This window comes from Haloarcula regularis (genome assembly GCF_029338315.1).
Taxonomy (GTDB): Archaea; Halobacteriota; Halobacteria; order Halobacteriales; family Haloarculaceae; genus Haloarcula; species Haloarcula regularis.
Window position 1 is genome coordinate 2837052 of sequence record NZ_CP119794.1, and the last position, 18086, is coordinate 2855137.

The following is an 18086-nucleotide window of genomic DNA, read 5'->3' on the forward strand; positions in this document are numbered from 1 at the left end:
ATGACCCGAATCGTCATCGTCGGCGGGGGCACCGGTGGGACGGTTCTCGCGAACCGCCTCGCCGACACGCTCGCCCCCGACCTGAAACGTGGCGACGTCGAGGTGACGCTCGTCAACGACGGCCCCGACCAGGTCTACAAGCCGACGTTCCTGTATGTCCCCTTTGGCGAGGCGACCGTCGAGGAGGCGCGCCACCCCATCGTGGACCTCGTCGACCGCACGGTCGACTTCCGTGTCGACCGGGTGACCGAGATTGATACCGACGAAAAGCGCCTCTCGCTCCAGCGCGACGGCGCCCTCGAGTACGACTACCTCGTGCTCGCGACCGGTGCGAACCTCGCCCCTGAGGAGGTGCCGGGCCTCGTCGAGGGCGGGCACCACTTCTACGGCGCCGCGGGTGCCGAGCGACTGCGCGACGCCCTCGCCGAGTTCGAGGCGGGACACCTCGTCCTGTCGGTCATCGGCGTCCCCCACATGTGCCCGGCCGCACCGGTGGAGTTCGTCCTCATGGCCGACCAGTGGCTCCGCGAGCGCGGCCGCCGCGAGGACGTCGAGATTACGTACACCTACCCCATCCAGCGCATCCACGGGCTCGCCCCCGTCGCGGAGTGGGCCCAGCCGCTGTTCGACGAGCGGGGCATCGAGGCCGAGACGTTCTTCAACCCCGAGTCGGTCGACCCCGACGAGCGGGTCATCGAGACGATGGAGGGGACGGAACTGGCCTACGACCTCCTCGTGGCCATCCCGCCACACAGCGGGTCGCCGCTGGTCGAGGCGGCGGGCCTGGGCGATGGCGGCTGGGTCGCCGTGGACAACCGGACGCTCGAAGCCGCACACGCCGACGGCGTCTACGCTATCGGTGACGTCGCGGACGTGCCGACGAGCAAGGCCGGCAGCGTCGCCCACTACCAGGCCGGCGCCGTCGCCGACCGCCTCGCCAGCCAGGTCCGGGGCCAGGTCCCGACCGCCGAGTACGACGGCAAGACGATGTGTTTCGTCGAGTCCGGCACCGACGAGGCGGCGTTCATCGAGTTCAGCTACGAGCGCCAGCCCGAACCCCGCGATCCGAACCAGTACGTCCACTGGGGGAAACTGGCCTACAACGAGGCCTACTGGCTGACCGCCAGGGGGCTCCTGTGAGGTGGGACGATGAGTGAACAGGAACAACAGGACGTCGAGGCCGGGGACGACGCCCCGGTCGAGGCGTCCACCGACCTCGAACAGCTGGCCGAACTCGCCGACGCGGTCGAGGGCAACGAGGCCGAGGTGGCCGAACTGCTCGATCGGGTCGACGAGGTCAACGACCTGCTGGACGTCCTCGCGCTTGGCACCCAGGCGATGGACGACGAGATGGTCCGGACGCTCGCCGCCACCGGGGGGAACCTCGGGGCGCTGGCGGACGCCGCCGCCGAACCGGCGACCGTCCGGGGCGTCGAGTCGCTGCTCCACGCCGTCGGCGACGCGACCGGCGACCTCGAGGAACCGCCCGAGCGGGTCGGCATCGTCGGCCTGCTCCGTGCCCTGCGGGATCCCGAGGTCCAGGCCGGCCTGGGCTACCTCGTGGCCGTCTCCAGGCACCTCGGGCGCGACCTCACCCGTCGGTCCGAGCTCCGTCAGGAGCTCGAGGACTGAGCCCGTCGGCGGCGGCGGCGCGCTTGCCGGCGGCGAGCATCGTCGTCACCTCCTCTCTCGTCGCCGTCCTCGCGATGGCCGGCGTCTTCGGGTCGCGGTCTGGGCCCCGACGCCCTGACGCCGGCCCGGGTCGCCCGCTCCCCGTTCAGTCGCCGGCTTCCATCGACTCCGCTCGGGGCACCGTCACGTCGGTGAGCTGGGCCTCGATTTCCTCGCGGCGGTCCTCGAACGTCCCGGGGAGGACGAGGCGGCCACCGAGGTCCGAGAGCGGTTCGTCGCTGGTGTAGCCCGGCCCGCTCGTGGCCAGTTCGAAGAGGACGCCGTTGAACTCCCGCACGTAGACCGACCGGAACCAGTGGCGGTCGATCTGGTTCGTCGGGCGCAGGCCCAGCGACTGGATGGCCTCGCGCGTCGCGGCCTGATCCTCGTCGGTCGGCGTCTGGAAGGCGACGTGGTGGACGGTGCCGTGACCCTGACGCCCGCCCTGGATGGTCGGGAGCACGTCGACGTACTTCCCGACGGGGCCTGCAGCGGCAAAGCGGGTCCGCTCGTCGCCCGGCGTGTCTCCTTCTGCCTGTTCGGTGCCGACCTTCTCTAAGCCCATCGCCTCCAAGACCTCTATCGTGCGGTCTGGGTCGGCCAGCCAGAGCGTCACCGAGTGAAAGCCCCGGATGGCGTACTCGGCGGGGACGAACTCGGTCCAGGGGACCGTCGGGTCGTCGTCCGGAATCTCGACCTCGACCAGCTCGACCGGGAGGCCGTCCGGGTCACGGAAGGGCAGGACCACTTCGCCAAACCGCTCGACCCGCTCGTCGTACTCGACGCCGAACTCGTCGAAGCGGTCCTCCCAGAACTCCAGGCTCCCCTCGGGGACCCGGAACGCGGTCCGGGAGACCTGGCCGGAGCCGACTTTCCCTGTCGCATGCTCTCCCACGGGAAGAACGTCATGCTCGTGCCGGGGGTGCCTTCGGCGTCGGCGAAGAAGAAGTGGTAGGTGCCGGGGTCGTCCTGGTTGATAGAGCGCTTGACGAGGCGCAGGCCGAGCGTCTCCGTCCAGAAGTCCATGTTCCGCTGCGGGTCGCCGGCGATGCAGGTGACGTGGTGGATGCCCGGTGTGGGCGTTGGGTCGGTCATAGCTCCCGGTAGGCGCCGGACGGACTTCAATTGGTGCTGACATCGGTGTTACCGGGAGACCGTGTGCCACGGCTTCCGGGTGCCGGACCGTCACTGCGTCGAAAAATCAGCCCGCGTTCTGTACGACGTTGCGCTTCGCGTCGGCCTCTCGGCGTCGTGCCATCGCCTCGAGGCGCAACGCTTCCCGGTGTTCGTCCCAGGTCCCGTACCTCGGGATGGGGGTCGCGCCGACCGGAACTCGGTTCTTCCTCGTCTGTTGCATGTCTGTCCCTCCACCAGTCTAGTCGATAGGTACAGACATAACCCTCGTCGCCAGTTCCGTCTCGGTTGCTCGCCGCCTCGTCACGGCACAGTCGTCACCGGCTCAGGTCTGGTCGGCTTCGGGGTTGTTCGTCCGCCGGTAGGACCCGACCATCTTCCAGAGGGTGTCGTTGAGGTCGCCGCCGTTCGCTTCGTTCTCGAGCTGCCGGTACAGGTTCTCCGGGACGTCGATTCGGGGCATCACCTGTCTATACTGGCTACGGATACATAAAATCAGTCTGACACGGAATCGAGTAAACGCTTCGATACGCATACGCAGAACGCGCCGCTGTACGGCGGTTCGCTGTCGTGAAATAGTTCACTCGATTCCGTGTACTTTCTGTCAGTTCGCCCGGTAGAGCCACCTCGCACCGTAGGCGACGAACCAGGCCATCCAGACACAGAAGATGGTCAGCCAGGCCGCGTACTGGACCGTCGGGTCCGGGACGAGGACGTACGCGACGACGAGCAGGCCCACGACGCTCGCGGCAGCCGCGTAGTCGTACCGACCCGGACCCGGCGGCGCGACCATCGCTACCGGGCGCTGTCGTCGATTCGCCGGTGATTCTCCTCGGCGCCCCCTCGCCCGAGGCCGGCCTGGACGGCGTTCGCGACCGTCTCGTCGCCGTTCCACGTACCGAGACTGACCACCGGGGGGCCGTCACCGCTCGGGAGCGTCGCCGTCGGGCGTGCCATGTCCGTGCCAACACCCCCCGTGGTCAAAACCGTTGGGCCGGCGCACGCTCTCGTTTCGCCGCTGCACGACGGTACTGACCGCCCGGCGGCGTTGGCTCCACTTTCACTTCCACTCCCCACCCGTGGCTCGGCTTTAGTGCCGTCCGGGCGGAACCGGTCGGCCATGGAGACGCCACCACTCGAACCGGGACTGACGTTCGTCGCCCAGCCCGACGGGCGCGGGGGGGTCGCGGCGCTCGCCCGACACGCCGACGCCACGGAGACGCTGTGGGTCGACACACGCGGGGCGGCGTCCACCTACGCGCTGACCGCCGACGCCGACCGGAGCGTCCTCCGCGGGCTCCGGGTCGCCCGCGCGTTCACCGCCCACCAGCACCACGCACTCGTCCGCCGGGCCGTCGACGCCGCCACGGCCCGTACCGACCTCGTCGTCGCCCCGAACCTCGCGGCGCTGTACGAGGCGGCCGACGGCCCCGACACCGAACTCGACCGCCTGTACGCGGCCACCTGCTCGCTGCTCGCCGCCCTGGGCGAGTCGACCGGGGTCCCGGTCCTGGCCGGCGCGCCCGACGCCACCGACGCCCACCGCGAGACGCTCCGCGAGGCGGCCGCCCGCGAGGTGACCTGTCGACCGACCGACTTCGGCTACGCCGTCGACGCGCCGGGGTTCACCCAGTCGGGCTACTGGGGCGGGGGTTGGTGGCAGACGACCATCCCCTACTGGGTGGCGGTGTGTGGCGCCGTCGGGACGTCCGCGCCGGCCACGGCCGACCCCGTGGCAGTCGCCGTCGAGTGACGATGGGCCGGACGAACCCCACCTACCGCGACTTCCTCGCCGACTACGAGGGGCGCTGGCGCGACTTCCGCCGGGCGCTGCGCCACGAGGCGGGCGAGGACTTCGACCGCCTGTTCGCCCGCGCCCGGCGCCACGCCGACGCCGCGGGCTACGCCAACGACCCCGACCGGGAGCTGCTCGTCGTCGTCTCGATGCTGCTGGCCCACGAGACGGAACTCCGGCGGCTCCGGGAGCGCGTCGAGACCCTCGAGGCGGCCGCCGAGAACGACGACGGGGCGTGACCGCCGATGGCGTTCGCCTTCGACGTGACCGGCGACGGCGTCCGCGTCTGGCGCCGCGCGCCCGGCGGCGACGCCACCGTCCGCACCGACCGCGAGTTTCGCCCGTCGCTGTACGCCGCTGGCCCGGACGCGGCGCTCGCGACGCTCGACGAGCGCCTGGCGCGCGACCCGAAGGTCGAGGCCACGGGCGTCGCCTCGCGGTTCACGTCGCTCCGGGACGACGCCCCCCGCGACGTCCTCCGGGTCGACACCGCGCCGGGGGCCGTCCGACAGGTCGCCCGCGAGATTCGCTGCATCCACGAACCGGACCGATGGGCGCCCGGGACCGTCCGCCTGTACAACGTGGACCTCGACCCCACAGCGCGCTACTGTCTCGCGACGGGCACGAGTCCGGTGCCCGACGCCGACCTCCGCTCGCTCTCGCTGTCGCTGCCGACCGCCGCGCTGGCCGACGGGGACCTGACCGCGCTGACCTGCGAGGGCGCCCCGCTCGCCACAGACCTGGAGCGCACCGACGCCGCCGAGCGCCGCGTCCTGCGTGCGCTCGCCGACCGCCTCGCCGCCGCGGACCCCGACGTGCTGGTGCTCTCGAGCGCCGACCTCGTGCCCCTGCTGTCCGACCGCGCCGACGACATGGGCGTCGACTGCTCGCTCGGTCGGGAACCGGGCTATCGCAAGCTCGCCGGCGCGAACACCTACCAGAGCTACGGCCGGGTCGGTCACTCCCCGGCCCGGTACGCGGTGCCCGGGCGGGCCATCGTCGACCGCTCGAACAGCTTCCTCTGGGACGAGGGCGGCCTGCCCGGCCTGCTGGACCTCGTCGAGCGGTCGTGGCTCCCCCTGCAGGTGCTCTCGCGGGCCTCCATCGGGACAGTGTTCACGGGCATCCAGATCCGCGAGGCGTTCGAGCGGGACGTGCTGGTCCCCTGGCGGGCCTGGGAACCCGAGGCGTTCAAGGACGCCCGGACGCTCCACGACGCCGACCGCGGCGGGTTCACGTTCGAACCGGCGGTCGGCGTCCACGAGGACGTCGTCGAGGTGGACTTCGCCTCGCTGTACCCCCGCATCATGTGCGAGTACAACCTCAGCCCCGAGACGGTCCGGTGTGACTGCCACGACACAGACGACGTGCCGGGCCTGGGCTACAGCGTCTGTGACGACCCCGGGTTCGTTCCGTCGGTCCTGCAGCCGATCCTCGACGACCGGGCCGATCTCAAGGCCCGCCTCGCCGACGCCGGCCCCGACTCGGCCGAGACCGCCCGCCTCGAGGCCCGCTCCGGGGCGCTGAAGTGGATTCTGGTCACCTGTTTCGGCTACCAGGGGTACCGCAACAGCAAGTTCGGCCGCATCGAGTGCCACGAGGCCATCAACGCCCACGCCCGCGAGATCCTGCTGGACGCGAAAGACGCCCTCGAGACCGGTGGCTGGCGCGTCCTGCACGGCATCGTCGACAGCCTCTGGGTGACCCCGCGCGTCGAGGACCCGACGCCCATCGAGGCCCTCTGTGAACGCATCTCGGCCGACGCCGGCATCCCGCTGGAGCGCGAGGACGACTTCGCCTGGGTGTCGTTCGTCCCCCGGCAGGACGGCCGCGGCGGGTCGCTCACCAGCTACGTCGGGAAAGTCGCCGACCGCGACGAGTTCAAGATTCGGGGACTCGCCGCCCGTCGGCGCTCGACCTGCGGCTTCGTGGCGGCCGCCCAGCGCGACCTCCTGCGGACGTTCGACGCCCGCCGCGACCCCGGCGCGGTCTGTGACCGCCTCGCCCGCCACGTCGCCCGCCTCGAGGCCGGGCGCGTCGACCCCGCCGACCTCGTCGTCCGGACGCGCATCTCGAAGTCGCTCGACGGGTACGACCGGCGCTCCCGGACCGTCGCGGCGCTCGAACGCTACCGCGACCACGGCATCGAGCGCCACCCCGGTCAGGACGTCCGGTACGTCGTCGTCGACGACACCGTCCGCTCGCGTGAACGGGTTCGCCTGGCCTTCGAGGCCGGCGACGACTACGACGCCACGTTCTACCGCGAGCGTCTCGCCCGGGCGGCCGGCGAGGTACTCTCGCCGCTCGGGTGGGACCGCGACCGGGTCCGTGGCTACCTCCGTGACACGCGGGACACGACGCTCGGCGCCTTCGAGTGACTCAAAGGCGAATCCGAGCGTTCGCCGCCTCTTTTGGTGGCCCCCGAGACGTGGCACGCATGAAAACCGAACACGCCCTCCTCGGCGTCGTCGCGCTCCTCCTGTTGGGTGGCCTGGCCACCGCCGCCGTCGGGGCGGCGGTCCTCACCGACTTCGGCCAGGAGGCGGCCTTCGAGGAGACGTCGATTCGCTCGGTCGACATGACCGACCCGTACTGTAGCGACCCGCGCACGTCGAACAGCTCCTCGCGGAGCCGTCCGGTCCCCGGCGGCCGCGTGCTGACGATCAACGACACTATCGCCGTCGACGCTCCCGACTCGACGGTGTCGGTCCACCTCGACGGGTTCGGGCCGGGCCGCTACGTCCTCGCGTTCGACCGCGAGCCGGGTGAGGAGACCGCCGACTGCCACCTCGAGGTCCGGTACAACGTCTCGCTGAACCTCTCCCAGCCACAGGACTACACCCTGCTTGTCACTCACGACGACCGGCTCGTCGGCGGGTACTACGGCGACGAGAACAGTGGCGGCGGGTTCGGCGTCTCGAGCGCGTCGGCCGCCGGGGGCAGTGCGAGCGGCGGGGCCTCGAGCGGTTCGGCCGGCGGGTCCGACAGCGCGGGTGACGCCGACGAGGCGACTGCCGCTCCGGACGGCACCCCCATGACCGAGGACGGAGCGGCTGGCTGACCGCGCCGTTCAGTCCGGCCCGGCGACGTCGACCGGTTCGCCGCGCTCGGCGCTCCGGGCCAGGGCGTCGATGGCCCGCATGTTCCCCATCGTCTCGGCGCGGTCGACGGGCGGTTTCTCGCCGGCCTCGACGGCGTCCGCGAAGGCCTCGACCTGCAGGGTGTAGTGGTCGACGGCGTCGAACGTCTCGGTGACCTCGCGGCCGTCGACGCCGTAGGTCAGCGACACCGACTGGTCGGGGCCGGGGCCGAAGCAGTCCCGCGCCTCGAGCCACCCGTCCGTCGTCTCGACGCGGTAGCGCTCGATATTCGGGCCGTCCAGTCCACAGCCGATCTGGCCGACGCGGCCGTCGTCGAACGCCAGCGTGCCCGCGAGGTTCGTGTCCACGCCCGTATCGCGGGTATCGGCGGCGGACGCGTAGGCGCGGTTCGGTTCGCCCATGAAGCCACGCACTGCGCTGACGGCGTAACAGCCCACGTCCATCAGGCCGCCGCCGGCCAGCTCGGGGCTGAGACGGATGTCGTCGGGGTCGTCCAGCCGGAACTTGAACGACGCCTCGACGGTCCTGACCTCGCCAAGCGCCTCGGCGACGACTTCGCGGGCCCGCACGGTCCGCGGGTGGAAGTGGTACATGAACGCCTCCATCAGCGTCACATCGCGCTCTTCGACGTAAGCAAAGAGGTCGGCCGCCTCGGCGGCGTCGACGGTCAGGGGCTTCTCACAGAGGACGTGCAGGCCGTGGTCGGCCGCTTTCTGAGTCCACTCGGCGTGGAGAGCGTTGGGAAGCGGGTTGTAGATGGCGTCGATATCGGCCTCGGCGAGCATCTCCTCGTAGTCGCCGTACGCGGTCGGAATGCCGAGGTCGTCGGCCACCCGGCGGGCAGCGTCCGCGTCGCGCGACGCGATGGCGGTGATCTCGTGGTCGCTCCGCTGGATGGCTGGGACGACGGATTCGCGCCCGATTCTGGCCGTCGAGAGGATTCCGAAGCGCATGGCGCGGGCAACGGCGGGGTCGCACCTAAAGTGTCCGCCCGTCGGTCAGTGTGGCTGTCCCTGCTCGACCTGTGGCCGCTGTGTGGTCCGGGTGCTGAGGTCCGAGACGCACTGCTTGCAGAACCGGTACCCCGACCGGTTCGTCACGCCACAGTGCGGGCAGGTCACGTGCGCCTCGTCGTGTGTCTCGTTGACGGGCGGGGGCGGCTCTGCCTGCATGCTCGCGCCCGCCGGGTCGCTGTTTCGCCGGTAGGCGTACAGCATGGTCAGGATATGGATACCCACGAGGAGTGCGATCGCCCCGTATAACCATTCGCTCACCAGCATACGTGATGCTACGGTGACGAATTACTTGAGGGTTGTGCCGTGGTATCATGGCTTGGGGCCCCGGTCGTGCGCGCTCGGCCGCCGTCACCGTCCGAGCCTTCAAGTGGGGTGACGGGACCAGGGCCGCGTATGCTCGCCCGAGAGCCGCCCGGTGGTCGCTGATGGGGGCGCGGACGCTCGTCGCCGTCGCCCGCGACGACGGCCGGTTCGACTGCCGACTCGCCCACTGGGGCGTCGACGCCGACCCGCTCGCCCAGTCGCGCCCGCTCGCGACCGGCGTGACCGCCGCGGGGGTGTGGGACGCCCTGGACGCGACGGTGGAACGGCTGATCGTCCTCGACGGGACCGTGTGCACCTACTGCGTCTGCTGGCTCGACCCGACGGTATCTGACCCCGATGACGTCGCGGTGGCCCGCACCGGCGACCCCGACGCCCTGCGGGACTGGTGGACCGACGCCAAGAGCCGTGCCTCCGGTGCCGTCGCCGCGGGCCTGCCACCACCCCTGGTCCGCGCCGGGTTGCTCGTGGCGCTCCGCCGGCGGGCCGAGGCCGTCCACGTCGACGACGCGTCCTTTTTACGGGACGACCGCTAACCGCCAGCCGTGACCGCCGAACGCGCCGTCGAGACGCTCTCGTACCCCGCCCCAGCGACGGCGCTGGACCTCGTCGAACGCGGCCTCGAGCGCGGCGCGCTGGTGACCCTCTTTGGCACCTGTGCCGTCGAGTACGAGGGTCGTGCGAGCAGTTCGCTGGGGCCGGGCGACCGCCACGTGATGCTCAAGCCGGACGGCACGGCGCTGGTCCACACCGACGAGGGCCACCAGCCGGTCAACTGGCAACCGCCGGGGTGTGACCACGAGGCCACGGTCGACGACGACGCACTCGTCGTCACCTCCGACCGGTCGACCCCCGACGAGCACCTGGAGGTGGTCTTCGAGACGGTCGCCCACGCAGCTGCCTTCGACGGTACCGACCCGGAGGACCTCGCGCTGACCGGGACGGAGGCGGACCTGAAAGACCGAATCCTCGCGGAGCCCGCGCTCGTCGAGGCCGGGTTCACGCCGCTAGCGACCGAACGGGAGACGCCGGCCGGCGCCGTCGACATCTACGGCGAGGACGACGCCGGTCGGGCTGTCGTCGTCGAGTTGAAACGTCGGCGGGTCGGGCCGGACGCCGTCGGCCAGCTCGACCGGTACGTGGGCGCGCTCCGGCGTGACCTTCACGCCGACACCGAGATCCGCGGGATACTGGTCGCGCCCTCGGTCACCGACCGGGCGCGACAGCTGCTGGCCGAGAAGGGCCTGGAGTTCGTCGCGCTGGAGCCGCCGAGTCCGTAGCTGTCGACGATGTTTGGTGCTCCGCCAGCGGCTCGTGACCGGTCGGTCGCGGAGCTGAAAATACGGACACGTCACCGGATTCAGTGGACGGTGAGGTCCGTCGGCGATGAGACGACGACGGTGTGGCCGGCGTAGTCGAACCTGACGGTGGTCTCCCCGTTCGCGACCAGTCGGTCGAGCGCGTCCGGGTCGACGCCGCTCGCGAGCGGCGGCAACTCAGTGATCGGCGTCGAGTCGACCTCGGAGATCAGCTCGACGACCGACACGGATGCTGAGATGGGCGGTGCTCGGTTCTCGGTCGCCGGTGATCTGGTCTCCGATGCAGTTTCGAGTTGCATGGTAAATATTGCTGCTAATGGATAATAAAATTATTGTTAAATATGGGTATTTTGGGTAGCGAGTGGATAGCATACCGATATTCGCGAATCTAGCGTGCCGACGGGCCTGGCGGACACGGCGGCGGGTCACTCGAGTTCGTCTTTCAGGGTCGCGAGCGTGTTCAGCGCCTCCAGGGGTGTCATCGTGGCCACGTCGGCCGCCCGAAGCGCCGCCTCGAGGCTCGTCGTCTCGCTCACGCTCGCCGTGGGTTCCGTGGCGCCGTCCGTCGGCCCGTGACCGTTGGTCGCCGGATCTGCCGGCGTGTCGGCGGTCGGCTCGTCGTCGGAGAGTAGCACCCGTGCGCGGTCGACGACCGACTCGGGCACGCCCGCCATGCTCGCCACCTCGACGCCGTAGGACGCCGCGGCCGGGCCCGGTGCGAGTTCGTGGTCGAAGACCACCTCACCGCTCTCCCGCGAGGTCTCGAAGTGGCGGTTCGTCACGCCGTCCAGGTCGTCGGCCGCGTCGGTCAGGTCGTGGTGGTGAGTCGCAAAGAGGGTGTACGCGCCGACCTCGTCGTGGAGGAACTCCGTGACCGCGCGGGCGATGGCCAGCCCATCGGCCGTCGAAGTGCCCCGCCCGACCTCGTCGAGCAAGACCAGCGAGTTCGCGGTGGCGGCGTCCAGGATGGTCGCCAGCTCTGTCATCTCGATCATGAACGTCGACCGGCCGCCGGCGATGTCGTCGCTGGCCCCGACGCGGGTGAAGATGCGGTCCAGAATCGGCAGGTCGGCCGACTGCGCTGGGACGAAGCTCCCGGCCTGTGCCAGCAGGCAGACGAGTGCGACCTGGCGCATGTACGTCGACTTCCCGCTCATGTTCGGGCCGGTGACGACGGCGAAGAAAGGGTCCTGCGTCGCGTCGCCGTCCGCTCGCGCCGCCGCGTCGACGGGGCCGCTCCCGAGGTGGGTGTCGTTGGGGACGAACGCATCTTGGGTGCGCTCGACGACCGGGTGCCGGCCCGCCGTGACGTCGATGCCGTCGGCCCCGACGGTCGGCCGGCAGTAGTCGTAGCGGGCGGCCACCTCGGCGAACGAGACCAGCACGTCCAGGCGAGCGAGTCGGGCCGCGAGCGCCTGCACCCGTTCGGCCTCGGCCGCGACGTCGTCTCTGACCGCACAGAAGATGTCGTACTCAAGATCGTCGGCGGCCGTCTCGGCCCGCAGGATCTCCTCCTCCCGTTCCTTGAGTTCGGGCGTGTAGTAGCGCTCGCTGTTTCAGCGTCTGGCGGCGCTGGTAGTCCTCGGGCACCGACTCGAGGTTCGCGTCGGTCACCTCGATGTAGTAACCGTGGACGCTGTTGTGGCCCACCTTCAGCGAGTCGATGCCCGTGCGCTCGCGCTCGCTTGCCTCGAGGTCGTCGATCCACTGCTTGCCCGAGCGTTCGGTCGAGCGCAGCGAATCGAGGTCGTCGTCGTAGCCCTCGCGGACGACCCCGCCCTCGGTCACCTGCTGTGGCGGGTCCGGGCGGATGGCCGCTTCGATCTCCTCGCGGGTCTCGGTCAGCGGGTCGAGCGTCGCCCCCAGGTCCGCGAGCAGGCGCGCGTCGGCCCCCGCCAGGGCCTCGCGCACGTCGGGCACGACGGCGAGCGTCGACGCCAGCGAGCGTAGGTCGCGGGCGTTGGCCCGTCCGCGTGACACCCGCGAGATGAGTCGTTCGAGGTCGTAGACCTCCGTCAGCAGGTCGTGGAGGCGCTCGCGGGTCGCCGGGTCGCAGTGGAGTTCCGCGACGGCCTCGTGACGGGCCCCGATGCGCTGTGCGTCGAGCAGGGGGCGGCGGAGCCAGTCGGTGAGCTTCCGCCGGCCGAGCGCACAAGCCGTCTCGTCCAGCGTCTCGACCAGCGTCAGGTTCTCGTGGCCCCGGACCGACCGGCGCTCGAACAGCTCCAGGCTCTCGACGGCGACGGCGTCCAGCAGCATGTACTCACGGGGGTCGTAGCGCGTGAGGTGGTTGAGGTAGTCCAGCGTCCGCTCGGGGTCGGCGTCCGGGTCGACCGGTTCGCCGTCCGGCCCGACTGCGCCCGCGCTGCCGCGGGTGTACTCGGCGTAGGCCAGCAGCGCCCCCGTCGCCCGCAACTCGCTGTCGCCCGAGAGCAACCGGTCGGGCGGGCCGAAGTACCGCTTGACGCGCTCGCCGGCCCGGGCGCGTTCGAAGGCCGTCTCGTCGTACTCGGTCACCAGGCAGGCCGGGCCGAACACGGCGTCCTCGTCGACGTCGACCCCGGGGCCGACGATGGCCTCGGCGGGGCCGAAGCGGCTCAGTTCGTCGCCCACGGCCGTCTCGCTCGCGACGCTGGTCGCGTAGCAGTCCCCGGTCGAGATGTCCAGCAACGCGAGGCCGTAGTCCTCTCCGGCGGCCAGCGCGGCGACGTAGTTGTTGTCCGCGCCGGCGAGCAGCTCGGCCTCGGTGAGCGTCCCGGGCGTGACGACCCGCGTCACCGCGCGCTCGACGACGCCGCTGACCTCGTCGGGGTCCTCGACCTGGTCGGCGATAGCGACCCGGTAGCCCGCGTCCAGCAGCGTCTCGACGTAGGACTCGGCGTTGTCGATGGGGATGCCCGCCATCGGGTACTCGCCCGTCGAGTCCGTCCGCTGGGTGAGCGTGATCTCACACAGGCGGGCGACCCGCTCGGCGGCATCACAGAACGCCTCGTAGAAGTCCCCGACCTGAAAGAGCAGGAGGGACTCGTCGTACTGCCGGCACAGCTCGAAGTACTGTGCCATCATCGGCGTCAGTTCGTCCTCGAGCTCGGCCATCTGGTCGGGCGGGCCAAGCGCTGCGTCCATGGACGGTGACAGCACCCCGGCCCTGATAGGCGCTCCGCTCCCTCGTCGCGGGATTCTTGACGCGTGGCGACCTATCGACACCCGTGTCTCCAGACGCCTCTAACCGTGCCGTGACGGTCGCGACCCGTGCGGAACTCGACGACGTGCTCGCGTCCAGCGAGCGGGTGCTCGTGATGGTCCGGACCGCGGGCTGTGCCATCTGCAAGTCGATGGATCCGATCATCGACAACGTCGCCCGGGCGACGGACGTCGCCGTGGTCGACTTCAACCCGAAGGCCGACCTCGAGGCGGTCGACGCCTTCGGCGTGCGCAGCGTCCCGACGTTCCTCCTGTTCGAGGACGGCGAGGTCGTCGACCGGCTGGCCGACGGCTTTGTCCCCACCGAGGACCTCGTCGCGTTCGTCGAGGGCTAGTCGTCGTCCAGCCGGACGGTCATCACCGGCACGGGCGAGCGGCGGACGACCGCCTCCGCGACGCTGCCGACCAGGTAGTGGTCCAGCCCGGTCCGACCGTGGGTCCCCATCACCACGAGGTCGACGGGTTCGTCCTCGACGTAGTCGAGGATGACGGACTTCGGGACGCCCTCCCGACGGACCTGCTCGACGGTGACGTCGTCCGGGAGCGTGTCGACGGTCTCGGCGATGGCGTGGGCCGACCGCTCGCGTTCCGCCTCGAGCCACGCGTCCGTCGAGAGGCCGCTCGTGGGACTCTCGAAGCGGTTGCGCGTGTCGACCACCGAGAGGACGTGGACGGCCGCGTCGAACCGTTCGGCGATGGCGGCCGCGTGGTCCGCAGCGGTCTCGATGCCCTCGCTCCCGTCGGTCGGGAGTAAGATAGTGTCGTACATGTCTGACCCGACGTCGGGCCGACATAAAGCCGTCCCGGACTCTGGCCTACCCACCGAGGTAGAGCTTCGAGACGTCGTCGTTGTCCAGCAGCGCCGACGCCTCGTCCTCGAAGCGGACGGTCCCCTGGTCTAAGACGTAGCCGCGGTCGGAGATGCCCAGCCCCTTCGTCGCGTTCTGTTCGACCATGAGGATGGCCGTCTCGAGGTCGTTGACCGCCTGGACGTGGCCGAACACCTCGTCTGCGGTGTTCGGTGCCAGACCGGCCGAGGGCTCGTCGATGAGCAACACGTCCGGTTCCATCACCAGCGCGCGGGCGAACGCGAGCACCTGGCGCTGGCCGCCCGAGAGCGTCGACGCGTTCGCCGACCGCTTCTCGTCGAGCAACGGGAACCGCTCGTAGAGCCGGTCGATGACGTCGTCGAGGCCGCTCTCGCGGGCGACCCCGCCCATCCGGAGGTTCTCCTCGATTGTGAGGCTCCCGAACACGTTGTCGGTCTGTGGGACGTAGCCGATGCCCTCGCGGACGATGTCCTCGGGGGCCATCCCGCCGATCTCGTCGCCGTGGTACGTGACCGACCCCTCCCAGGGGGTCAGCATGCCGAAGGCCGTCTTCAGCACCGTCGACTTGCCGGCGCCGTTCGGGCCGATGAGGCAGACGATCTCCTCGGGGTTCAGATGCAGCGTCAGGTCGTCGAGCACCTGGACCTCCCCGTAGCCGCTGTCGACGTGGGTCAGTTCGAGGACGGGCTCGGTCATACGTTCCCTCCCAGGTAGGCGTCGATGACGCGCTGGTCGGTCTGGACCGCCTTCGGCGGCCCCTCCATGAGCACGTGGCCCTGGTCTAAGACGATGACCGGGTCGGCGAGGTTCATCACGAAGTCCATGTCGTGCTCGATGAGCAAGAACGTCGTGCCCTGCTCGTGCAACCGGCGGATCTGATCGGCGAGCTTGTTCCGCAGCGTCGGGTTGACCCCGGCGGCCGGTTCGTCGAGCAAGAGGAGTTCTGGTTCGGCCAGCATCGCCCGCGCCAGCTCGACGAGTTTCATCTGCCCGCCCGAGATCTGTGTCGCGGGCTGGGTCGCGAGGTGGTCGATCTCGAACTCTTCGAGGATGCGTTCGGCCTTCTCCAGGTTGGCGCCCTCGCGTTCCCCGACCGTCCCCGGCCGGAAGAACAGGTTCAGGAACGACTCGCCGGGCTGTTCGCGCGGGCCGACGAGCATCGCCTCGCGGACGGTCATCCCTTCCAGCTTGCGGGGCGTCTGGAACGTCCGGATGAGGCCGTGGTCGGCCACCTCGTACGGTTCCAGCCCCGTCACGTCGGTGCCGTTGACCTCGACGCGGCCCCCGTCCGGTTCGTAGAAGCCCGAGACGAGGTTGAACAGCGTCGACTTGCCGGCGCCGTTCGGGCCGATGAGCCCCGTGATGGTGCCGCGCTCGACGGCGAAGGTGGCGTGGTCGGTGGCTGTCAGCGCGCCGAAGGACTTCTGGAGGTCTTCGACGCGGAGGACGACGTCCTCCTTCAGGTCGGGGTCGGTCGCCCCGCGGGCGGCCTCCGTCTGTTCACTCATCGGACTCACCCGCCTTGACGCCGCGGACGCCGGACTCGAGTTTCGACGGCGGGTCGTCGACCACGCTGGGCCAGATGAGTTCCCGCTGTGGCGGGAGCATGCCCTGTGGCCGGTAGCGCATCAGGACCACGATGAGGACGCCGATGAGCAGGAAGCGAAGCGGCGCGACGTTCGACGAGATGAAGCTCAGGTCGAACTGGAGCGCCACGACGCCCAGGTCGAGCACGAACTCCGAGAGCCCGCTGAGGAACCGGGTCCCCTCGCGAATGGTGACGATGACGACGCCGCCGAACAGCGCGCCGCGGTTCGACCCGCTGCCGCCGAGGATGACCGCCACCCAGACGTAGAACGTCGTGACCGGGTCCAGGTCGCCGGGGCTCACGAACAGGTTCAGGTGCGCGTAGAAGACGCCCGCAAGCGCCATGATGAGGCTGCCCAGGACGAACGACTGCATCTTGAACGCGTACGTGTTCTTCCCGAGCGCCCGGGCCAGGTCCTCGTCGGCCCGGATGGTCCGGAGGACCCGCCCCCACGGCGAGCGGTGGGCCCGCCGGAGGATGCCGTAACTGACGCCGACGAACGCCACGACGACCGCGACGTTCAACAGCGCCCCCCAGAACGGCGTCTCTAAGACGAGCTCCGTCCCCGGGAACGGGCGGACCACCAGCCCCGGCATCTGCTGGGGGAGCGTCGCCAGCACGGGCCACCCCTCGAAGAACTGCGGGATACCCCGGACGCCGGCGCTCCCGTTGGTCAGCTGGCGCTCGTTGAGGACGACCAGCCGGACGACCTCAGCGAGCCCGAGCGACGCGATAGCGAGGTAGTCCGCCCGCAGGCGCAGCGTCGGAATCCCGATGGCCAGCGCGAGCACGCCGGCGACCGCGAGCGCGACGAACAGGCCCACGATGGGGAGGTACCCGCCCGCGATGGGCGAGGAGTCGGCGCTCATCAGCGCCGTCCCGTAGGCCCCGATGCCGAAGAAGGCGGCCACGCTGAAGTTGATGAGGCCGCTGAACCCCCACTGGGAGTTCAGGCCGAAGGATAGCAGCGCGTACATCCCCGCGATGCCGACGAGAAACAGGAAATAGGTCGGCGAGAGCGCCCCCGTCAGCAGGCCCGCAAGCAGCAACACGGCGAAGGCCACGACGGAGGCGACGACGCCGCGTTCGGCCCGCGTGAGGTCCGCCCAGTACCCCTTCGGGTCGGAGAGGACGCCCATCTCAGACCGCCTCCCCGGCGATGCCGTTCGGGCGGACGAGCAACACGGCCACCATGATCACGAAGGCGATGGCGTTGGCGTACTCGATGCCGATGACGATGCCGAAGCTGTCGGGCACCAGCGGCAGCATGGCGCCCATCTCGGTGAGGAACCTGATGTCCGAGAGGACGGGCGTCAGCTGGTTGATGACCCCGATGAGGAAGCCACCGAGCATCGCCCCGTAGACCGAGCCGATGCCGCCGAGGATGACGGCGGCGAAGATGAGCAAGAGGAGGTTAAATCCCATCCGGGGCGACAGCTGGTTGTACAGGCCCAGGAAGACGCCGCCCGACCCGGCCAGGCCGGCGCCGATGATCCAGGTCCACAGCTTGACCCGGTCGGTCCGGATGCCGCTCACGCGGGCGAGGTCGGGGTTGTCCGCCATCGCGCGCATCTTCCGGCCGAGGTCGGTGTACTGCAACAGCGCGTGCAGGCTCCCGACCAGGATGATCGCCGAGACGACGATGGCCACGTCGTGTAAGGTGACGCGGACGCCGTAGGGCAACAGCGCCTCGATGGGCCGGAGCGTCTGGACGTCGAACCGGGTGAAGTCCGCGCCGAATCCCATCTGGATGATGGCCCGGTAGATGAACGCGATGCCGATGGAGGTGATGAGCAACTCGATGGACCCGGCGTTCATCCCGTCGTAGACGATCTTCTCCGTGACGACGGCCACGACGGCCGCGGCGACGATACCGACCAGGAGCGCCACGAAGAACCCGAGCGGGAGGCCGAGGATCCCGAACCCGAGCCCGCCGACGGCCCCGAAGGTGACGAACGCCGCGTACGCACCGACCGTCATGGTGTCCCCGTGGGCGAAGTTCGCGAAGTTCGCGATGCTGTAGATCAGCGACAGCCCGATGCTGCCCAGCACGATGATACTGCTGAACACGAGGCCACTGGCGAGTAAGTCAAGGACCATGTCCGGT

General features: G+C 70.1%; 21 protein-coding genes and 2 pseudogenes. 9 read left to right on the forward strand and 14 right to left on the reverse strand.

Annotated features, from left to right (window positions below):
* Together P1N55_RS15315 and P1N55_RS15320 are read left to right on the forward strand one after the other, a co-directional pair.
* A complete protein-coding gene (locus tag P1N55_RS15315; RefSeq protein ID WP_276276384.1) occupies nucleotides 1–1140 on the forward strand; it encodes an NAD(P)/FAD-dependent oxidoreductase in 1140 nt (379 codons plus the stop codon).
* Between the two features lie 9 nt (nucleotides 1141–1149).
* Nucleotides 1150–1632 carry a DUF1641 domain-containing protein gene (locus P1N55_RS15320; RefSeq protein ID WP_276276385.1) on the forward strand — a complete coding sequence of 161 codons (483 nt, stop codon included), beginning with the start codon at nucleotides 1150–1152 and terminating at the stop codon, nucleotides 1630–1632.
* Between the two features lie 145 nt (nucleotides 1633–1777).
* Here the strand turns inward: P1N55_RS15320 and P1N55_RS15325 are convergent.
* The 5 genes and pseudogenes from P1N55_RS15325 to P1N55_RS15345 all read right to left on the reverse strand — a co-directional run bounded on the left by P1N55_RS15325 (nucleotide 1778) and on the right by P1N55_RS15345 (nucleotide 3762).
* Nucleotides 1778–2766 (reverse strand): annotated as a pseudogene (locus P1N55_RS15325) (ring-cleaving dioxygenase).
* 106 nt (nucleotides 2767–2872) lie between these two features.
* Nucleotides 2873–3028: a hypothetical protein gene (locus P1N55_RS15330; protein WP_276276386.1), complete on the reverse strand. Its 156-nt coding sequence runs from the start codon at nucleotides 3026–3028 to the stop codon at nucleotides 2873–2875.
* 102 nt (nucleotides 3029–3130) lie between these two features.
* Complete coding sequence (locus tag P1N55_RS15335) at nucleotides 3131–3268, reverse strand: hypothetical protein (RefSeq protein WP_276276387.1); 138 nt, start codon at nucleotides 3266–3268, stop codon at nucleotides 3131–3133.
* Nucleotides 3269–3409: 141 nt separating this feature from the next.
* Nucleotides 3410–3598, reverse strand: coding sequence for a hypothetical protein (locus P1N55_RS15340; protein WP_276276388.1), 189 nt, complete (start codon nucleotides 3596–3598; stop codon nucleotides 3410–3412).
* Between the two features lie 2 nt (nucleotides 3599–3600).
* The gene (locus P1N55_RS15345) at nucleotides 3601–3762 is read right to left on the reverse strand and encodes a hypothetical protein (RefSeq protein WP_276276389.1); all 162 of its coding nucleotides are present in this window, start codon (nucleotides 3760–3762) and stop codon (nucleotides 3601–3603) included.
* A gap of 163 nt (nucleotides 3763–3925) precedes the next feature.
* Between P1N55_RS15345 and P1N55_RS15350 the strand changes: the two genes are divergently transcribed.
* The 4 genes from P1N55_RS15350 to P1N55_RS15365 are packed head-to-tail and all read left to right on the forward strand — an operon-like array spanning nucleotide 3926 to nucleotide 7661.
* Nucleotides 3926–4558 carry a hypothetical protein gene (locus P1N55_RS15350; protein ID WP_276276390.1) on the forward strand — a complete coding sequence of 211 codons (633 nt, stop codon included), beginning with the start codon at nucleotides 3926–3928 and terminating at the stop codon, nucleotides 4556–4558.
* A 2-nt stretch (nucleotides 4559–4560) separates the two neighbouring features.
* Nucleotides 4561–4839, forward strand: coding sequence for a hypothetical protein (locus tag P1N55_RS15355; RefSeq protein ID WP_276276391.1), 279 nt, complete (start codon nucleotides 4561–4563; stop codon nucleotides 4837–4839).
* A 6-nt stretch (nucleotides 4840–4845) separates the two neighbouring features.
* The gene (locus P1N55_RS15360) at nucleotides 4846–6978 is read left to right on the forward strand and encodes a type B DNA-directed DNA polymerase (RefSeq protein ID WP_276276392.1); all 2133 of its coding nucleotides are present in this window, start codon (nucleotides 4846–4848) and stop codon (nucleotides 6976–6978) included.
* Nucleotides 6979–7037: 59 nt separating this feature from the next.
* The gene (locus P1N55_RS15365; RefSeq protein ID WP_276276393.1) at nucleotides 7038–7661 is read left to right on the forward strand and encodes a hypothetical protein; all 624 of its coding nucleotides are present in this window, start codon (nucleotides 7038–7040) and stop codon (nucleotides 7659–7661) included.
* A 9-nt stretch (nucleotides 7662–7670) separates the two neighbouring features.
* On the opposite strand, the gene P1N55_RS15370 is transcribed toward P1N55_RS15365, so the two are convergent.
* Both P1N55_RS15370 and P1N55_RS15375 read right to left on the reverse strand, forming a co-directional pair.
* Nucleotides 7671–8654, reverse strand: a complete 984-nt coding sequence (locus tag P1N55_RS15370; RefSeq protein ID WP_276276394.1) for a Gfo/Idh/MocA family protein — start codon at nucleotides 8652–8654, stop codon at nucleotides 7671–7673.
* Between the two features lie 45 nt (nucleotides 8655–8699).
* Nucleotides 8700–8981: a DUF7577 domain-containing protein gene (locus tag P1N55_RS15375; protein ID WP_276276395.1), complete on the reverse strand. Its 282-nt coding sequence runs from the start codon at nucleotides 8979–8981 to the stop codon at nucleotides 8700–8702.
* A gap of 47 nt (nucleotides 8982–9028) precedes the next feature.
* Between P1N55_RS15375 and P1N55_RS15380 the strand changes: the two genes are divergently transcribed.
* Complete coding sequence (locus tag P1N55_RS15380; protein WP_276276396.1) at nucleotides 9029–9574, forward strand: hypothetical protein; 546 nt, start codon at nucleotides 9029–9031, stop codon at nucleotides 9572–9574.
* A gap of 9 nt (nucleotides 9575–9583) precedes the next feature.
* Entirely contained in the window at nucleotides 9584–10318 is a 735-nt protein-coding gene (gene nucS, locus P1N55_RS15385; RefSeq protein ID WP_276276397.1) for an endonuclease NucS, read from the forward strand.
* An 80-nt stretch (nucleotides 10319–10398) separates the two neighbouring features.
* Here nucS and P1N55_RS15390 read toward each other — a convergent pair whose 3' ends face one another.
* Nucleotides 10399–10656 carry a HalOD1 output domain-containing protein gene (locus tag P1N55_RS15390; protein WP_276276398.1) on the reverse strand — a complete coding sequence of 86 codons (258 nt, stop codon included), beginning with the start codon at nucleotides 10654–10656 and terminating at the stop codon, nucleotides 10399–10401.
* A 126-nt stretch (nucleotides 10657–10782) separates the two neighbouring features.
* Nucleotides 10783–13483 (reverse strand): annotated as a pseudogene (gene mutS, locus P1N55_RS15395) (DNA mismatch repair protein MutS).
* 110 nt (nucleotides 13484–13593) lie between these two features.
* Here mutS and P1N55_RS15400 point away from each other — a divergent pair.
* Nucleotides 13594–13896: a thioredoxin family protein gene (locus P1N55_RS15400; protein ID WP_276276399.1), complete on the forward strand. Its 303-nt coding sequence runs from the start codon at nucleotides 13594–13596 to the stop codon at nucleotides 13894–13896.
* Here P1N55_RS15400 and P1N55_RS15405 read toward each other — a convergent pair.
* The 5 genes from P1N55_RS15405 to P1N55_RS15425 are packed head-to-tail and all read right to left on the reverse strand — an operon-like array spanning nucleotide 13893 to nucleotide 18079.
* Nucleotides 13893–14330: a universal stress protein gene (locus P1N55_RS15405; protein ID WP_276276400.1), complete on the reverse strand. Its 438-nt coding sequence runs from the start codon at nucleotides 14328–14330 to the stop codon at nucleotides 13893–13895. The genes P1N55_RS15400 and P1N55_RS15405 overlap by 4 nt on opposite strands.
* Before the next feature lie 46 nt (nucleotides 14331–14376).
* Nucleotides 14377–15087 (reverse strand): ABC transporter ATP-binding protein, encoded by a 711-nt coding sequence (locus P1N55_RS15410; RefSeq protein ID WP_276276401.1) that lies wholly within the window; start codon nucleotides 15085–15087, stop codon nucleotides 14377–14379.
* Complete coding sequence (locus tag P1N55_RS15415) at nucleotides 15084–15899, reverse strand: ABC transporter ATP-binding protein (RefSeq protein ID WP_276276402.1); 816 nt, start codon at nucleotides 15897–15899, stop codon at nucleotides 15084–15086. The genes P1N55_RS15410 and P1N55_RS15415 overlap by 4 nt, the downstream gene beginning before the upstream one ends.
* The gene (locus tag P1N55_RS15420; RefSeq protein ID WP_276276403.1) at nucleotides 15892–17118 is read right to left on the reverse strand and encodes a branched-chain amino acid ABC transporter permease; all 1227 of its coding nucleotides are present in this window, start codon (nucleotides 17116–17118) and stop codon (nucleotides 15892–15894) included. Before P1N55_RS15420 ends, P1N55_RS15415 begins: the two co-directional genes overlap by 8 nt.
* A gap of 1 nt (nucleotide 17119) precedes the next feature.
* Nucleotides 17120–18079, reverse strand: coding sequence for a branched-chain amino acid ABC transporter permease (locus tag P1N55_RS15425; protein WP_276276404.1), 960 nt, complete (start codon nucleotides 18077–18079; stop codon nucleotides 17120–17122).
* Nucleotides 18080–18086: the final 7 nt, after the last annotated feature.

Excerpts from the sequence above, each read along its gene's own strand:
- P1N55_RS15420 (WP_276276403.1), bottom strand. The coding sequence starts at position 17,118 with ATGGGCGTCCTCTCCGACCCGAAGGGGTACTGGGCGGACCTCACGCGG.
- P1N55_RS15345 (WP_276276389.1), bottom strand. The coding sequence starts at position 3,762 with ATGGCACGCCCGACGGCGACGCTCCCGAGCGGTGACGGCCCCCCGGTG.
- P1N55_RS15340 (WP_276276388.1), bottom strand. The coding sequence starts at position 3,598 with ATGGTCGCGCCGCCGGGTCCGGGTCGGTACGACTACGCGGCTGCCGCG.
- P1N55_RS15375 (WP_276276395.1), bottom strand. The coding sequence starts at position 8,981 with ATGCTGGTGAGCGAATGGTTATACGGGGCGATCGCACTCCTCGTGGGT.
- P1N55_RS15425 (WP_276276404.1), bottom strand. The coding sequence starts at position 18,079 with ATGGTCCTTGACTTACTCGCCAGTGGCCTCGTGTTCAGCAGTATCATC.
- P1N55_RS15355 (WP_276276391.1), top strand. The coding sequence starts at position 4,561 with ATGGGCCGGACGAACCCCACCTACCGCGACTTCCTCGCCGACTACGAG.
- P1N55_RS15390 (WP_276276398.1), bottom strand. The coding sequence starts at position 10,656 with ATGCAACTCGAAACTGCATCGGAGACCAGATCACCGGCGACCGAGAAC.
- P1N55_RS15415 (WP_276276402.1), bottom strand. The coding sequence starts at position 15,899 with ATGAGTGAACAGACGGAGGCCGCCCGCGGGGCGACCGACCCCGACCTG.
- P1N55_RS15320 (WP_276276385.1), top strand. The coding sequence starts at position 1,150 with ATGAGTGAACAGGAACAACAGGACGTCGAGGCCGGGGACGACGCCCCG.
- P1N55_RS15405 (WP_276276400.1), bottom strand. The coding sequence starts at position 14,330 with ATGTACGACACTATCTTACTCCCGACCGACGGGAGCGAGGGCATCGAG.
- P1N55_RS15365 (WP_276276393.1), top strand. The coding sequence starts at position 7,038 with ATGAAAACCGAACACGCCCTCCTCGGCGTCGTCGCGCTCCTCCTGTTG.
- P1N55_RS15330 (WP_276276386.1), bottom strand. The coding sequence starts at position 3,028 with ATGCAACAGACGAGGAAGAACCGAGTTCCGGTCGGCGCGACCCCCATC.
- P1N55_RS15370 (WP_276276394.1), bottom strand. The coding sequence starts at position 8,654 with ATGCGCTTCGGAATCCTCTCGACGGCCAGAATCGGGCGCGAATCCGTC.
- P1N55_RS15410 (WP_276276401.1), bottom strand. The coding sequence starts at position 15,087 with ATGACCGAGCCCGTCCTCGAACTGACCCACGTCGACAGCGGCTACGGG.
- P1N55_RS15380 (WP_276276396.1), top strand. The coding sequence starts at position 9,029 with ATGGCTTGGGGCCCCGGTCGTGCGCGCTCGGCCGCCGTCACCGTCCGA.
- P1N55_RS15350 (WP_276276390.1), top strand. The coding sequence starts at position 3,926 with ATGGAGACGCCACCACTCGAACCGGGACTGACGTTCGTCGCCCAGCCC.
- P1N55_RS15360 (WP_276276392.1), top strand. The coding sequence starts at position 4,846 with ATGGCGTTCGCCTTCGACGTGACCGGCGACGGCGTCCGCGTCTGGCGC.
- P1N55_RS15315 (WP_276276384.1), top strand. The coding sequence starts at position 1 with ATGACCCGAATCGTCATCGTCGGCGGGGGCACCGGTGGGACGGTTCTC.
- P1N55_RS15335 (WP_276276387.1), bottom strand. The coding sequence starts at position 3,268 with ATGCCCCGAATCGACGTCCCGGAGAACCTGTACCGGCAGCTCGAGAAC.